Below are 13518 nucleotides of genomic sequence, written 5' to 3'. Positions count from 1 at the left end.
AGGTGAGCTGCGGATACCCGGTTTCTTGCGGAGGAATCACGCCGTTCGGAGCAATGGACGTGTCATGATCGGTCCCGTGGACCTCCAGCGCTGGCAAGCGGCCGCGGTTCCGTGGTGGGTGACCAAGGTCGGGCTCGTCGGTGGGTGGATCGCCGCCTTCTACTTCGCCGTGAGCGCGAACGAGGCACCGTGCACGGCCGCGCAGCCGTGCCTGCCGGACCCGTTGTTCTCCCTCGCGGTGGTGCCGTTGCTGGCGACACCGTTGCTGCTGGTGTTCAACCGCGTGCTCACGGGCTGCGCGATGGGCGTGGTGTTCGGAGCGATGGACATCGTGCTCGACGGCAGCGCGGTGGCGAACGTGGCGTTCGGGCTGCACGCCGCCGCGTGCGCGGTGGTGGCGGCGTGGACGATCAGGTCGCGCGCGGACCAGCACGAGGCCGCGGGCTCGGGGCTCGTCTCCCTGCCGGACCTGCCGCCGCAGCGCGGGGTCCTGCGCGTCGTCGCCGTGCTGCTGGTCGTGTTCGGGTTCCTGACGTTCGTGCAGTACAGCCTCACCAACGACGCGATCGAGCAGCACGTCGCGAACGCCAGCCGTGTCGAGGCCGAGGTCGTCGAGATCAAGAACACCTACGAGGTGTGGGTGGAGCTTCCCGACAAGCAGCGCACCGCGTTCCAGCCGCTCGCGCCGGAGACCTACCACGTGGGCGACGACGTGCCGGTGCTCGCGGACGGCACCTGGGTGCGGATGGCGAACGAGCCCGAGGACGTCACGTGGTGGCTCACGATCGGGGGCGCCGCCGTGTTCTTCTCGATCATGCTGGCCGCGCGGGAACGCCGCCGCCGCTCGCTGTGGTCGGGCCCGGTGAAGGCGATCCGGGTGCAGGCCCACCAGATCGGGCCGCGGCGCGTCCTGTTGCGGCACGGCAAGAAGGACGTCGCCACGATCACCACGTTCGCCGACCTGGGGCTCGAGGAGCCGCTCTACCACGACACCGACCAGTTCGGCCGGGTGTGGCGCGGCGAGGAGGACCCGCCGTTGCAGCACGACCCGGCCGAGGTCCTCGTCGCGGGCGAGTGGCACCACGGCGGCCAGGTGGCGTTGCTGGTCGAGGGCGAGGTCGTGGCGACGAGCACGCTGAACCGCGTCCGCCCCCGCCACACCGTCCACAGTGCACACCTGCCGGGCGTGCCGGTCACCGCGGGCACACCGGTCGAGCTGCCGCACGCGATCTGGCCTGGAGACCGGCGGCGGATCGAGGGCGTGGCGCTGCTGCTCGCGGCCGCCGGCGCGTTGGTCGCGCTGAAGTACTACCCGGAGCTGATCGTGCTCGGGCTGATCGGCGTGCAGTGCGTGCTCTCGGCGGTCACGCGGTTCCAGCCGATGCTGCGCCTCGACCACAACTCGGTCGTGCTCTACACCGGCGTCTTCACCTACCGCGTGCCGTGGGCGCAGCTGCACGGCGTGCGCCGGTCCGGCCCCCAGCTCATGCTCGCGTTCGGCCCGCACGGCGACGTCCTCACGACACCGCACCTGCCGGACGCGCAGGCCGGCGAGAAGGTGATGTGGGCCCGCGCCCGGTCGTTGGTCGCCGAGCACCACGGCGAACGCGTGACGCGCAGGCTCAACATCAGCGTCCTGGTCGGTGCGGTCTACGCCGCCCTGGTCCTGTTCATCTGAGCTTCGCCACGGCCTGGAGCAGACGGTCCACATCGGACTCGTCGGTGTAGGGCCCGATGCCCGCCCGCACGGCGCCCTTGTCACCCAGGCCGAGCCACCGCGAGCACTCGATCGCGTAGAAGTGGCCGGCCGGCGCGTTCACGCCCTCGGCCCCGAGCCGGCGGTAGACCTCGGCCGGGTCCAGCCCGTCGACGGAGAAGAGCACGGTCGGCGTGCGCGACGCGGCCTTGCTGTAGACGCGCACGCCGAGTTCCTTGAGGCCGGTCTCCAGCTGCTCGCGCAGGCCGAGCTCGTACTCCTCCAGGCCTTCGAGCGAGCGCATGAACTCGACCGCGGCGGTCGTCCCGGCCAGCAGCTCGTACGGCAGCGTGCCCAGCTCGAAGCGTTCGGGCACGGCGTTGCTCGACGGCAGCAGCTTGTCCGGCCGCAACGTCTCCAGCAGCTCCGGTGCCGCCGCCAGCACGCCGAGGTGCGGCCCGAGGAACTTGTACGGCGAGCAGACGAAGAAGTCGGCGTCCAGCGCCTCGACGTCCACCGGCACGTGCGGCGTGTAGTGCACGCCGTCGACGTAGACGAACGCCGCCATCTCGTGCGCCGCCCGAGCGATCTCGGCGACGTCCGGACGGGTGCCGAGCAGGTTCGACGCGGCCGTGATCGCGACGACGCGGGTGCGGTCGGACAGCAGCTTCGTCACCGACTCGACGGGCAGCTCACCGGTCGCGCGGTCGAACGACGCCCATCGCACCGTGGCGCGGGCTGCCTCGGCGGCCTGCACCCACGGCCTGATGTTCGCGTCGTGGTCGATCCTGGTCACGATGATCTCGTCGCCCGGCCGCCAGTTCTTCGACAGCGTGCGGGCGAAGTCGTAGGTCAGCTGGGTCATGCTGCGCCCGAACACGATGCTGCCCGCGTTGAGGAACTCCGCCATCGTGCGCCGGGCGGTCCGCACGACCTCCTCGGCCCTGCGTTCCGAGGCCGTGACACTGCCGCGGTTGGAGATCGCCGAGGTCAGCGTGCTCCTGACCGCCTCGGCGACGACGTCGGGCACCTGCGCGCCGCCCGGTCCGTCGAAGTGCGCGGCACCCTCGCGCAACGCGGGGAAGTGGGCGCGGACCGCAGCGACGTCGTAAGCCATGCCCTCATGGTGCTGGAGCACCCACGAATCGGGAAAGGATCAAACGCAGGGTCATCACCTGTTCGGTCGCGTCGAAGTCCGGGTCGATCAGCCTGCCGAACAGGCCGTCGACCAGTGCCTGCGCCCAGCTCGCCGCCGTCAGGGCGCTCACCGGGAGCACGATCTGCCCGGCGTCGTGCGCCTGCTGCAGCAGGGCGGCCAGCTCGTCGCGCACGACCTGCTCGTTGCGGCCGACCAGTTCCCACAGCTCCGCGTCCCGGCTGGCCTGCGCCACGACCTCCAGCACGAGGCCCGCCACGGCCCGGTCCAGCGCGGGCCGGCACAGGTGGTCGACCATCAGCCCGACGCCGTCCCACGGGCTGAGCTTCCTGGCCTCGGCGAACACGGCCGCGTTGTCGTCGGCGTCCTGCACGAAGATCTCGCGGAAGATCGCGCGCTTGGTGGGGAAGTAGTGGAAGAGGCTGCCGGTGCTGATGTCCGCGGCCCTGCAGATGTCCGCGACGGTCGTGCGTTCGAAGCCCTTCCGGGCGAACAACCCCGCGGCGGTGTCGGTGATGTGCCGCTTCTTCTCCGCGTGCTTGACCGGATCTACCGTTCGCACCTGTAGTACTGCCTCTTCTTCTCGTCCCGCACGGAGACGCCGCGTTTGCGGATCTCCCGCGCCAATTCTGCGGCCTCCTCGTGCTCGTACCTCGAGATGGCCTTCCGGCGCGCCGTGAACAGCGCGTTCACGTCCGAGGGCAGGTCGGGGGCGTGCTCGATCCACATCCGGAACTCCCCGGCGAACGGGTCGGCGGCGCGCCACCGGTAGCCCTGCCCGGTGAAGGCCTGTTCGAGCCTCGCCCGGCTCAGGTCGGACTTCTCGCGGGCGAGCTCGGCGCCCGCCGGGGAGAGCAGCACGAGCTGCTTGCCGTCCGTGAACACCGACTCGACCTCGTCGCGGCCGAAGCCGAACGTCTTGTCGCCCTTGTGCAGCGCGATCCGTTCGTGGGAGACCTCGACCGACAGCATGTCGTTCGCCCAGAACAGCGCGAACACGAATCCCGCGACGACGCCGACGGCCAGGGCAACGAGCGTCGCCACCGGTTCCGGCATGTCCGTGACCAGCTCGAACACGCCCTGGAACGGGAACCACCCGAGCGTCGTGATCCATCCGGCTGCCAGCGCGAGCCCCCACGCCGCGGCGCCGCCGGCGACCGGGCACGCGACCCAGATGCCGTAGCGGACCGCCGCGCTCTCCTGCACGGTCGTCATGCGCGAATACTAGACCGAGCGCTCGGTTTATTCTGGTTTTCGGTGTGGAAGGAGGACGGTGGTTGTCCGCGAACCGGTTTACGGTCGGGCGCATGGACTGGAACAAGCAGTTGACGGACCAGCTCGAGTTCCACTGGAACGTGCAGGCGAGGCCCCGTCTCGAAGGCCTGACGGACGCCGAGTACTTCTGGGAGCCCACGCCGGACGCGTGGAGCGTGCGGGGGAACTCGATCGACTGGGAGTACCCGCCGCCCGAGCCCACGCCGGTCACCACGATCGCGTGGCGGATGGCGCACATCACCGTGGGTGTGTTCGCCATGCGGTCGGCCTCGCACTTCGGCGGTCCGCCCGCCGACTACGGGAACTGGCAGTTCGCGCAGAGTGCCGATGAGGCGTTGAAGCAGCTGGACGACGCGTACGAGACGTGGATGGCCGGCGCGCGCAAGGCTGACCTCTCTCTTGCGGTCGGTCCGGCGGAGGGTCCGTTCGCCGAAGAGCCGATGGCGACTCTCGTGCTGCACATCAATCGTGAGGTGATCCACCACCTCGCGGAGGTGGCGCTGCTACGCGATCTGTATCTGAGGGAGAGTTAGGCACTTTTGAGTGCCTACTTTCTAGGAGTTGGCGCTAACTGCAGGATGGTGCCCATCGAGGACGTCGGAGGGGATCATCATGCGAGTCATCACTCAGAAGACCGTGGGCGACGCGGCCGTGCTGGAGGTCGCCGAGGTGGCGACGCCGGTGGCCGGACCCGGTCAGGTGCTGGTCAAGGTGAGTGCGGCGGGCGTGAACCCGGTCGACACCTACATCCGCTCCGGCGGGTTCCCCGCACTCGGCGAGGCGCCGTTCACGCTGGGCTGGGACGTCGCGGGCACCGTCGAGCACGACGGTGAGGGGTTCGCGGCCGGTGACGAGGTCTACGGGCTGCTCGACTTCCCCGGCGCCGGGGGCGGCTACGCCGAGTACGCCGTGCTGAAGGCCGCCAACCTGGCGCGGCGGCCGTCGTGGCTGACCGTCGAGCAGGCCGGCGCGACGCCGATGGTGGCGCTGACGGCGTGGCAGACGCTCGTCGGACGCGGTGGCGTCTCCACCGGTCAGCGCGTGCTGGTCCACGCCGCCGCCGGTGGTGTCGGGCACGTGGCCGTGCAGATCGCCAAGGCCCAGGGCGCGTACGTGATCGGCACGGCGTCCGCGGCCAAGCACGACTTCCTGCGCTCTCTCGGCGTGGACGAGGTCATCGACTACCGCCACCAGGACTTCACCGAGATCGAGCCGGTCGACGTCGTGCTGGACACCGTCGGTGGCGAGTACGCCGAGCGGTCCGCCCGCGTGCTGAGGCCCGGCGGGGTGCTCGTGTCGATCATTCCCGGCAACCCGGGTTTTGACGTTGACCGAGCCGCGGCGCTCGGCATCCGGTTCGAGTTGTTCCTGAGCGTCACCGCGTCGGGCGCCGATCTCGCCGCGTTGCCGCAGCTCAAGGTGCAGGTCGAGCACGCGGTGCCGTTGGCGGAGGCCGCGAAGGCCCACGAGCTGGTCGAGTCGGGACGCACCACGGGCAAGGTCGTCCTGCTGCCGTGACCCCTCGTTAACCGAGCGTTGACCATGTACACCGATCGTGTGCGAAACATCCACACGATCGGGGAGTGCTCATGGCACGGTGGAGTCCACTTGCATTAGTGGCCGTTTTGTTGGCGGCGGTCGGCCTGTACGGGTCGACCGCCGCTGTCGCAGCAGCTCCGCTCACTGTCGCGCAGGCGATCGCGACCCAGAACGGGTCGTCGGCGACTGTGCGCGGGTATGTCGTCGGCCAACCCACGGCCACGACGACTGTCATCCGTTCGGGTTATACCAACGACTACGCGCTGGCGCTCGCCGACTCGGCGTCGACGACCAGCACGTCGAACATGGTCTACGTGCAGATCCCCTCGGCGTTCCGCGCCTCGTGGGGCATGCGGTCGAACCCGTCGCTGCTGGGCAAGCAGATCGACGTGACCGGCTCGCTGAGCGCGTACTTCGCGCACGCGGGCCTGACGTCGTCCACGGCGTTCGCTTTCGCCGGCACGACGCCGCCGTCGTCCACGACCACGCCGCCCACCACGACCACCAGCCCACCGCCTTCGAACTGCATCGCGTACTACGCGACGGCCTGTGAGAAGAGGGGCGCGGCGTTGAAGGCGGAGTTGAACTCGATCATCCGCAACCAGACCAAGCTCGGCTACGACCAGGTCTGGGACGCGTTGAAGGTCACCGACCAGGACCCGGCCAACGCGAACAACGTCAAGCTCCTCTACAGCGGTCTGTCGCTCCCGAAATCGGCGAACGGCGGCGGGGCCGACCAGTGGAACCGCGAGCACGTCTGGGCCAAGTCGCACGGTGACTTCGGCACGGCCACCGGCCCCGGCACGGACATCCACCACCTGCGTCCCGAGGACGTGTCGGTCAACGCCGCCCGCGGCAACCTGGACTTCGACAACGGCGGTTCAGCCGTGAGCCAGGGCGGCGGCAGCCTCGCGGACGGCGACTCGTTCGAGCCGCGCGCCGCGGTGAAGGGCGACGTCGCGCGGATGATCTTCTACATGGCCGTGCGCTACGAGGGCAACGACGGCTACGTGAACCTGGAGATCAACAACTCGGTCTCGAACGGTTCGCAGCCCTACATCGGCAAGCTCTCGGTCCTCAAGCAGTGGAGTGCCGGAGACCCGCCGGACGCGTTCGAGAAGCGCCGCAACGACCTGATCTTCAGCAACTACCAGCACAACCGCAACCCGTTCATCGACCACCCGGAGTGGGTCGCCTCTATCTGGCCGTGAGTCGTTCGAGGAAGGGGCGTTGCGCGGAGACGATCTTCGCGCTCGCCTCCTCCACGCTGAACCACTGGACGCGGTCCACCTCGGGGAACGACTTCTTCTGACCCGACTTCGGCGGCCACTCCATCTCGAACGTGCCCGGCGTGACCGCCTCCGGGTCCAGGTCGCCCTCGAGCGCCCAGACCGTGATGACCTTGCCGGAGCCCTTGGTCTCGCCGAGCGCGATCAGCTCGCCGTCCGGCACCGGCAGCCCGAGCTCCTCCTCGAACTCCCGGCGCGCCGCCGCCTCGGGCGTCTCGTCATCGGTGTACTCGCCCTTGGGCACGGACCACGCGCCGGCGTCCTTGCGCGCCCAGAACGGGCCGCCCATGTGCCCCAGCAGCACCTCGAGCTGGGTCGTTCGTCTGAAGAGCAGGATCCCGGCAGACCGTTTCATACTGTCCAGCATGGCGGACTGGGTCCTGCACGTGGACCTCGACCAGTTCATCGCGGCGGTCGAGGTGCTGCGCGATCCGTCGTTGCGCGGCAGGCCCGTGGTGGTGGGCGGCAACGGCGACCCGACCGAACGCGCGGTCGTGGCCACCGCGTCCTACGAGGCGCGCGAGTTCGGCGTGCGTTCGGGACTGCCGCTGCGGACCGCGTTCAAGAAGCTGCCCGACGCCGTCTACCTGCCGGTCGACCACGCGCTGTACGAGGCCGCGTCGGCCGAGGTGATGGCCGTGCTGCGCTCGTTCCCCGTGGTCGTCGAGGTGATGGGGTGGGACGAGGCGTTCGTCGGGGCGTCCGTGGACGATCCCGAGGAACTCGCACGGTCGCTGCAGGCGGCGGTGCTCTCGGCGACGGGCCTGCACTGCTCGGTGGGCATCGGCGACACCAAGCTGCGCGCCAAGATCGCGACCGAGTTCGGCAAACCCGCCGGCGTCTACCGCCTGACCCGCGAGAACTGGGCCGAGGTGATGGGACACCGGCCGACGTCCGCGCTGTGGGGGATCGGCACCAGGACCGAGCGCAAGCTGGCCGAGATGGGCCTCCTGACCGTCGCCGACCTGGCATCCGCGCCGGTGCACGACCTGGCCGCCCGCTTCGGCCCGCGGATGGGCCCGTACTACCGCACCGTCGGCCAGGGCGCGGGGGACACCGTCGTGAGCGCGACGCCGTGGGTCCCGAAGTCCCGGTCGCACGAGAAGACCTTCCAGCAGGACCTCGCGTCGTTGGAGGACATCAGGCGTGAGGTCGTGATGCTCGCGCATCAGGTGGCCGCGGACGTGGTCGCCGAGGGGCGCGCTGCAGTGCGTGTGGGCGTGAAGGTGCGGTTCGTGCCGTTCTTCACGAAGGTCCGGCTGATGAAGCTGCCTGCGCCGACGTCGTCCGCCGAGGAGCTGGCGGCGGCCGCCCTGGTCGTGCTGGACCGGTTCGAACACGGCCGGGCCGTACGTCTTCTCGGAGTACGCGCGGAATTCTCTGACGAAGATGTCGAACCAAAGCCTTCTTCTTCGACGTATCAGTAAGTAGAGGATTCACCGCTAGGAGAAGAAGATGACTGACTCATCGCTCACGCACCGCGACCGCGCCGTTCTCAGAGCCGTTGCCGACGGCCGTTGTGAGATCGCCGGAAGTGCCCTGCTCGTCGACGGCCTGTGCTGCGCCGACCAGTTCGCCGGCCTGCGCCTGAGGACTGCGGGCCTGATCAGCACCCGTCCCGGCCCCGCAGCGCTCACCACCGCGGGCTACGAGGTCCTGGCCGCCTGACCGTTCTTGCGGAAGACCGACATCAGGTACTTGTTCGAGAACCTGTAAGTACCGTCTGAGGTTCGGAACGGTTCAACGGCGGCCTTGATTTTTTGCACGACTTCTTCCTCACCCTCGCTTTCGATGATGCGCTGATAGCTGCCCACGCTCAGGAAGCTGCGCAGCATCGTGGCCTCATCGGGGTGAACCTGGGGAATGTCGATCGTGAGTTCTTCCTGAGGCACGGGCAACGTCGCGCCCTTGCGCGCACTACCTCCCCGCACAGCCCTGCCGACGAGCAACAGATCGCTGGGCAGCTCAGGATGCCACTGGCACACGACCACGTAGTCCTTGCTGACCCTCACCGCCTCCGCGAACGCCTCATCGGGGTCGCGCGCGAAGAACAGCGCGTTGAACGCCGTGACGACGTCGAACGTGCCGTCCTCCCAAGGCAGTGGCCCCAACGGCAGCTCGCGGAACTCGGCACTGCTGGCCTGTTTCGCCACCGCGATCATGGCCGGCGAGATGTCGATCCCGGTCGCCTCCGCGCCCGCCTCCGTCGCGGCGGCGCAGAACTCACCGCTGCCGCACGCCAGGTCGAGAACCTTGGTGCCCTTGGTGATGCCCGTGCGTTCGATCGCGATCTTCCAGGCAGGCACGGACATCTTCGCGCCGAGTGCCGCCCGTTGCGCGGCGTTGCGCCCCCACAGCTCGCCTTCCTGCACTTCGGTCATGGCTCTGACCTTAATCCGCTGGCGGGCGCGTGGATCATGGCAGGCATGGGCGTCCTGGAGCGCGTACTGCGATCGGTCGGCGGCGAGCAGGTGCTGGACCGCCTGGCGGCCCTGCCCGGCAGCGATCTCACGAGCCTGCTGCTCGCGCTGGCCCGGCGCCGTGCCGGTGCGCTGTCAGGTCCGGACGTGTTGCGGCAGTACCGGTCCGACCGGTTCGTATCGCCCTCTCCGGTTCCTTTTGGGGTGTTGCGCGCGGCGGAGGACCGTTTGCTGGGCGCGCTGCCGCCGTCGTTCTCCGTACTGTGCCTCGCTCCCGTGATGCCGTTGGGGACCTGTTCAACCGTGGCCGAGATGGACCAGAACAACGTCGTGTCGACCATGCGCGGCACCGAGGTCGCCGCCGACCCGACGAACGCGCTGGCGCTGGAAGCCGCGTTGCGTCGGCAGGCTGGGCCTTCTGATGTGCGGTTGGCGGCGGTGCAGCGGGTGGTGCGGGCGCAGTTGTTCAGCGGTGCTGGGCGTTTCTCCCACTTCACGTTGTTCGCGGTGGTGTCGGCCGGGCGTGACCGTGGGTCGCTCGGGTTCGAGCTGGAACACTTTGCCGAGCACGTCGCGTTCCTGCGTGCGGCCTGTGGTGACGTCGAGTTCCGCGTGACGGTGCTGGATCCTCGGTTCGAGGTGGTGCGCGGGGATCTTCCCGCCGACCTCTCGCGAACTACCGGGTACTACAAGGGGTTGTGCTTCAAGGTTCTCCGCGACGGGGTGGAGATCGGTGACGGTGGGTTCGTCGACTGGACCCAACGGCTGACCGGGAACCGCAAGGAGCGGTTGCTGATCAGTGGTGTGGGTGTGGACCGGTTCGCCACTCTCTGATTCCATGTCATATCAACAGAATCTGTTGGTGACCGTCCTTGAATTGTCCTCTTTCCCTTGCGGCGGCGTACCTCTGGCGGATGTTGATGGACGTCTGCATTGATTTACTCTGAGCTGTGGCCTCGTCGGGTTGGAGGCGTTCCTCCCCCGCCATCCCGGGGTGCACGCGGGTGGCCGGGCCGTGGACGGTGGGTCTGGTCGGGGACCCCGTGCGATGGGAGCGACGATGGCGGCAGAGCTCAGGTGGATCCGAAGCTCCTACAGCGGTACATCCGACGCATGCGTCGAGTTCGCAGCGAGCCCGCAGAAGGGCGTACTGGTGCGTGACTCGAAGGATCGCTCCGGGTTGCTGATCGACTGCTCCTCCGCCGCGTGGGCTGCCTTCGTGCGGCTGGCCATCTCGTCCTGAGTTCATCCCACCAGCGAGTTCGCTCGATCGAGCGAACTCGCTCAAGTGTGCGTCGACTTCGGTCCGACTCTGCATGTGGCATCCCGCCGTCTGGCGGTGTAAAACATGTCACTTTAAGGTCGTTCACTTTGCATGCGTTCAGACTACTTGCAATCAAGTTGCCAGGTGGCAAAATGATGGCAGGCATGCTGGCCATGTGTGCCATAGAAGGGGCGCTGAGCCTTGACTGGTAAGGGCAATCCCGTTGCGCAGCAGCGCAAACTGCTGAGTGAGCTGAAGCAGGCCCGGGAGGGGCGGCGGCTCACCCAGGACTCTGTCGCGGAAGCGCTCGACTGGTCCACCTCGAAGGTCATCCGGATCGAACAGGGCAGGAGCGGCATCTCGGTCACCGACCTGAAGGCTCTGCTGCTCCACTACGGCATCACCGAGCCCTCACGTGTGGATGAGCTGGTCGGCCTCGCTCGCGCGACCAAGCGGCCTGCCTGGATGGCGAAGTACCGGGGGTTGCCCAAGGGGTTCGCTCAGTTCATCGAGCTGGAGTCGGTGGCGATTCGCTGCCGGTACGTGCAGACCTTGCTGATTCCGGGCATGTTGCAGACCCGTCGCTACGCGACCGCGGTCGGAGTGGCGGGCGGCGAGACCCCGGAGGCTATGCAGCGAGGTGTCGACATCCGCATGCATCGCCAGAACCTGGTCAGCCCAGACGGGCCGGAGATGTTCTTCATCATCGACGAGTCGGTGTTGCACCGGGTGATCGGCAGCGCTGAGGTCATGCGCGAACAGCTCGGCCACATCAGGGAGTTGGTCGAGAAGGATCAGATCTCCCTGCAGATCGTGCCCTTCAAAGCTGGCCTGCACCCGGCGATGAAGGCGTCGTTCTCGATCCTCGAGATCAGCGAGGACGAGGAGGACTACTCCTTGTTCCTCGAGCAGTTGTACCGGTCGTCGCTGCTGCAGGACGACTCGGAAGTGGTGCGGGAGTACCTCACGTACTTCTTCCAGCTCGAGAAGTTCGCTCTGCCCGCCAGTGAGACGCCGCGCGTCATCGACGAGCGGCTCGAACACCTGGGAGGTTGATCAAGCGTGAGTTGGACGGGTGCCTGCGCCAACAGACACCCGTCCGATGGCAAACGCCGCTTACCAGCACCACAGCGCAAAGTGAGGCGAGTAGACAACGCCGTCGTCAGCCTATGACGTTCGACCGCATCTGACTGCCGCCATCAGGGCCCTTCCTGGTCACATGGCCTCGCCTCATCGATCCAGTGTGATCGGTGGCCGCAGGTCACCCCGCCGCAAGGAGGCCCGCAATGGAGAGGAACGGTCTCTTCGTCAGTTACAGCAGCAGCGATGGCGGCGTTGTCGCCAGAGCGCTGGTGACGTCGTTGCGCTCGCGGGGGTTCGACGTGTGGTGGGACGGTGACCTGCCGGTCGCCGCACCGTTGTCCGTCCCGTCGTGGATGGAGGAGGGGTTCCGCGACCGGACGGTGCTCGTGGTCGTGTCGCCGGATTACCTGCGTGCGTTGGAGACCAACGACTTCGTGGAACGCAAGGGCGTCAGGTACGAGGCGAGGCTCTTGCGGCACAAGCTCTACCACCACGGTGAGGCCTACCGGTGCGATGTCGTGCCGGTGGTGCCGCAGGGGTTCGACAAGAACCTGTTGCCCGCGGTGCTGCAGTCGCTGGTGATTCACACCTTCGACCCGGACACCGGGGCCGGGCTCGAGGTGCTGGCGAACGCGCTCGCGGGGGGCGCGGAAGGTGGTGTGACGATGAGCGTGGAACCTTCCACCGCATCGCCGAGCGTGCGGGAGTTGTTGCGGGACCTCGAAGACCTCGATCCCGCCGAGCCGGCGGCTCTCGCGCTGGCCTGGCGGCTGGCCGAGGTCGGCAAGGGTGACATCGAACTCGCCAGGGCGTTCGACTCGGTCGTGGGGGCGGCCAAGGCGCACGGGGACGTGGAGCTGGTGAGGCGCTTCTGCGAGATGTGCCTGGCCACGCTGTCCGCGACCGAGCGTCTGCGCGGTGAGGGCGCGCTCGAAGCGAAGATCCTCGTCGAGGGACAGGCGTGGTACCTGTTGCGCGAGCACCGGTTGGTGCGAGCGGCTGCGGCGGCGGAGGACGGCACGAAGATCGCGGAGAAGTACCGCGACCTCTACACGGCCGCGCGTGGAACCCTCTGCCACGCAACGGTGTTCCTGCGCATGGCGGCCGAGGGGGCGGACTTCGATCGGGACTTCTACCTGCGCAAGAGCAAGCTCCTTCTGCTGCAGGCGATCGAGAAGTTCACCGCGATCTCCGGCAGCGTGAGCGAAGAGGTCGGACTCTGCGCCTCCCTGTGGGCGGAGTGGTGCCTGGCGCGGTTCCACCTGACCGGCGACCGGGCCAACCTCGCCACCGCGATGACGAAGGCGAGGTCGGCTGAATCGCTGCTGTCGCCGGGGAGCGAGTGGTACCACTGGTTGATGGTGCTGCGCGCCCGCCTGTGCCACGCCTCCCGGAAGTACAACGACGGCAAGGCGTTCGTCACCGGCGTCATCGACGCCGACGAGTACCCGGAGGCGGTGGCCAGGGCCCACCAGGTCCGCGCCGAGCTCTCCCTCGGCAGCCGGGAGAAGGCGGGCGCGGTCCGCGACTTCCTGCTGGCGGAGCGCAGGTTCGGCGCTCTGGGCTACGACTACGCCGCGGCGATCTCCTGGTGGGCCGTCGCCAGGCTCGACCCGGCGAGGGTCACCGACGTCCGGCTCTCCGCCGCCGACCTCGACGACCTCGAGGACCTGGCGCCGGATCCGCGGACCCGGCGGCGGGCCGTGCTCGAGTACGAGCAAGCCAGCGCGCGCCGGTTCGGGCGCCGGTGTCCGCCGGACTGGCGCTTCCTCGTGGACCGCGTGCGGTACGCGTGA

15 protein-coding genes are annotated in these 13518 nt (G+C 68.4%); 10 read left to right on the top strand and 5 right to left on the bottom strand.

Annotated features, from left to right (window positions below; translation table 11 throughout):
* Window positions 1–64 precede the first annotated feature (64 nt).
* Window positions 65–1678: a hypothetical protein gene (locus ACWF7A_RS36835; RefSeq protein ID WP_452255122.1), complete on the top strand. Its 1614-nt coding sequence runs from the start codon at window positions 65–67 to the stop codon at window positions 1676–1678.
* On the opposite strand, the gene ACWF7A_RS36830 is transcribed toward ACWF7A_RS36835, so the two are convergent.
* From ACWF7A_RS36830 to ACWF7A_RS36820, 3 genes are read right to left on the bottom strand one after another with little or no spacing between them, the layout of a single operon-like run.
* The gene (locus ACWF7A_RS36830; RefSeq protein WP_452255121.1) at window positions 1671–2813 is read right to left on the bottom strand and encodes a cysteine desulfurase-like protein; all 1143 of its coding nucleotides are present in this window, start codon (window positions 2811–2813) and stop codon (window positions 1671–1673) included. The genes ACWF7A_RS36835 and ACWF7A_RS36830 overlap by 8 nt on opposite strands.
* Before the next feature lie 4 nt (window positions 2814–2817).
* On the bottom strand, window positions 2818–3414 hold the full coding sequence (locus ACWF7A_RS36825; RefSeq protein ID WP_452255120.1) for a TetR/AcrR family transcriptional regulator: 597 nt from the start codon (window positions 3412–3414) through the stop codon (window positions 2818–2820).
* Window positions 3402–4067 carry a YqeB family protein gene (locus ACWF7A_RS36820; protein ID WP_452255119.1) on the bottom strand — a complete coding sequence of 222 codons (666 nt, stop codon included), beginning with the start codon at window positions 4065–4067 and terminating at the stop codon, window positions 3402–3404. Before ACWF7A_RS36820 ends, ACWF7A_RS36825 begins: the two co-directional genes overlap by 13 nt.
* Before the next feature lie 92 nt (window positions 4068–4159).
* Here ACWF7A_RS36820 and ACWF7A_RS36815 point away from each other — a divergent pair, with 92 nt between their 5' ends.
* The 3 genes from ACWF7A_RS36815 (at window position 4160) to ACWF7A_RS36805 (ending at window position 6877) form a co-directional block, all read left to right on the top strand.
* Window positions 4160–4660 carry a DinB family protein gene (locus tag ACWF7A_RS36815; protein WP_452255118.1) on the top strand — a complete coding sequence of 167 codons (501 nt, stop codon included), beginning with the start codon at window positions 4160–4162 and terminating at the stop codon, window positions 4658–4660.
* A gap of 79 nt (window positions 4661–4739) precedes the next feature.
* Window positions 4740–5645: an NADP-dependent oxidoreductase gene (locus ACWF7A_RS36810; protein ID WP_452255117.1), complete on the top strand. Its 906-nt coding sequence runs from the start codon at window positions 4740–4742 to the stop codon at window positions 5643–5645.
* Between the two features lie 98 nt (window positions 5646–5743).
* Window positions 5744–6877, top strand: a complete 1134-nt coding sequence (locus ACWF7A_RS36805) for an endonuclease (protein ID WP_452255116.1) — start codon at window positions 5744–5746, stop codon at window positions 6875–6877.
* Here the strand turns inward: ACWF7A_RS36805 and ACWF7A_RS36800 are convergent.
* Window positions 6864–7310: an NUDIX domain-containing protein gene (locus ACWF7A_RS36800; RefSeq protein ID WP_452255115.1), complete on the bottom strand. Its 447-nt coding sequence runs from the start codon at window positions 7308–7310 to the stop codon at window positions 6864–6866. The two genes, ACWF7A_RS36805 and ACWF7A_RS36800, sit on opposite strands and share 14 nt — an antisense overlap.
* Before the next feature lie 10 nt (window positions 7311–7320).
* Here ACWF7A_RS36800 and ACWF7A_RS36795 point away from each other — a divergent pair, with 10 nt between their 5' ends.
* Window positions 7321–8382: a DNA polymerase IV gene (locus ACWF7A_RS36795; RefSeq protein ID WP_452255114.1), complete on the top strand. Its 1062-nt coding sequence runs from the start codon at window positions 7321–7323 to the stop codon at window positions 8380–8382.
* A gap of 28 nt (window positions 8383–8410) precedes the next feature.
* Window positions 8411–8623: a hypothetical protein gene (locus ACWF7A_RS36790; RefSeq protein WP_253323617.1), complete on the top strand. Its 213-nt coding sequence runs from the start codon at window positions 8411–8413 to the stop codon at window positions 8621–8623.
* On the opposite strand, the gene ACWF7A_RS36785 is transcribed toward ACWF7A_RS36790, so the two are convergent.
* Window positions 8602–9336, bottom strand: a complete 735-nt coding sequence (locus tag ACWF7A_RS36785; protein ID WP_452255113.1) for a class I SAM-dependent methyltransferase — start codon at window positions 9334–9336, stop codon at window positions 8602–8604. The genes ACWF7A_RS36790 and ACWF7A_RS36785 overlap by 22 nt on opposite strands.
* A 45-nt stretch (window positions 9337–9381) precedes the next feature.
* On the opposite strand from ACWF7A_RS36785, the gene ACWF7A_RS36780 reads away from it, so the two are divergent.
* The 4 genes from ACWF7A_RS36780 (at window position 9382) to ACWF7A_RS36765 (ending at window position 13518) form a co-directional block, all read left to right on the top strand.
* Window positions 9382–10209, top strand: a complete 828-nt coding sequence (locus ACWF7A_RS36780) for a hypothetical protein (RefSeq protein ID WP_452255112.1) — start codon at window positions 9382–9384, stop codon at window positions 10207–10209.
* 214 nt (window positions 10210–10423) lie between these two features.
* Entirely contained in the window at window positions 10424–10618 is a 195-nt protein-coding gene (locus ACWF7A_RS36775) for a DUF397 domain-containing protein (RefSeq protein ID WP_452255111.1), read from the top strand.
* A 222-nt stretch (window positions 10619–10840) separates the two neighbouring features.
* Window positions 10841–11695, top strand: coding sequence for a helix-turn-helix domain-containing protein (locus ACWF7A_RS36770; RefSeq protein WP_452255110.1), 855 nt, complete (start codon window positions 10841–10843; stop codon window positions 11693–11695).
* A gap of 230 nt (window positions 11696–11925) precedes the next feature.
* On the top strand, window positions 11926–13518 hold the full coding sequence (locus ACWF7A_RS36765; protein ID WP_452255109.1) for a toll/interleukin-1 receptor domain-containing protein: 1593 nt from the start codon (window positions 11926–11928) through the stop codon (window positions 13516–13518).

It is taken from the genome of Lentzea sp. NPDC055074 (assembly GCF_053608005.1).
The sequence above is the reverse complement of the archived record's forward strand: the minus strand, read 5'-3'. Positions and strand labels throughout refer to the sequence as shown.

Bases quoted from the DNA above. Each gene is read 5' to 3' on its own strand.
- ACWF7A_RS36835 (WP_452255122.1), top strand. From the start codon at position 65: ATGATCGGTCCCGTGGACCTCCAGCGCTGGCAAGCGGCCGCGGTTCCG.
- ACWF7A_RS36830 (WP_452255121.1), bottom strand. From the start codon at position 2,813: ATGGCTTACGACGTCGCTGCGGTCCGCGCCCACTTCCCCGCGTTGCGC.
- ACWF7A_RS36820 (WP_452255119.1), bottom strand. From the start codon at position 4,067: ATGACGACCGTGCAGGAGAGCGCGGCGGTCCGCTACGGCATCTGGGTC.
- ACWF7A_RS36815 (WP_452255118.1), top strand. From the start codon at position 4,160: ATGGACTGGAACAAGCAGTTGACGGACCAGCTCGAGTTCCACTGGAAC.
- ACWF7A_RS36810 (WP_452255117.1), top strand. From the start codon at position 4,740: ATGCGAGTCATCACTCAGAAGACCGTGGGCGACGCGGCCGTGCTGGAG.
- ACWF7A_RS36800 (WP_452255115.1), bottom strand. From the start codon at position 7,310: ATGAAACGGTCTGCCGGGATCCTGCTCTTCAGACGAACGACCCAGCTC.
- ACWF7A_RS36795 (WP_452255114.1), top strand. From the start codon at position 7,321: ATGGCGGACTGGGTCCTGCACGTGGACCTCGACCAGTTCATCGCGGCG.
- ACWF7A_RS36790 (WP_253323617.1), top strand. From the start codon at position 8,411: ATGACTGACTCATCGCTCACGCACCGCGACCGCGCCGTTCTCAGAGCC.
- ACWF7A_RS36785 (WP_452255113.1), bottom strand. From the start codon at position 9,336: ATGACCGAAGTGCAGGAAGGCGAGCTGTGGGGGCGCAACGCCGCGCAA.
- ACWF7A_RS36780 (WP_452255112.1), top strand. From the start codon at position 9,382: ATGGGCGTCCTGGAGCGCGTACTGCGATCGGTCGGCGGCGAGCAGGTG.
- ACWF7A_RS36775 (WP_452255111.1), top strand. From the start codon at position 10,424: ATGGGAGCGACGATGGCGGCAGAGCTCAGGTGGATCCGAAGCTCCTAC.
- ACWF7A_RS36765 (WP_452255109.1), top strand. From the start codon at position 11,926: ATGGAGAGGAACGGTCTCTTCGTCAGTTACAGCAGCAGCGATGGCGGC.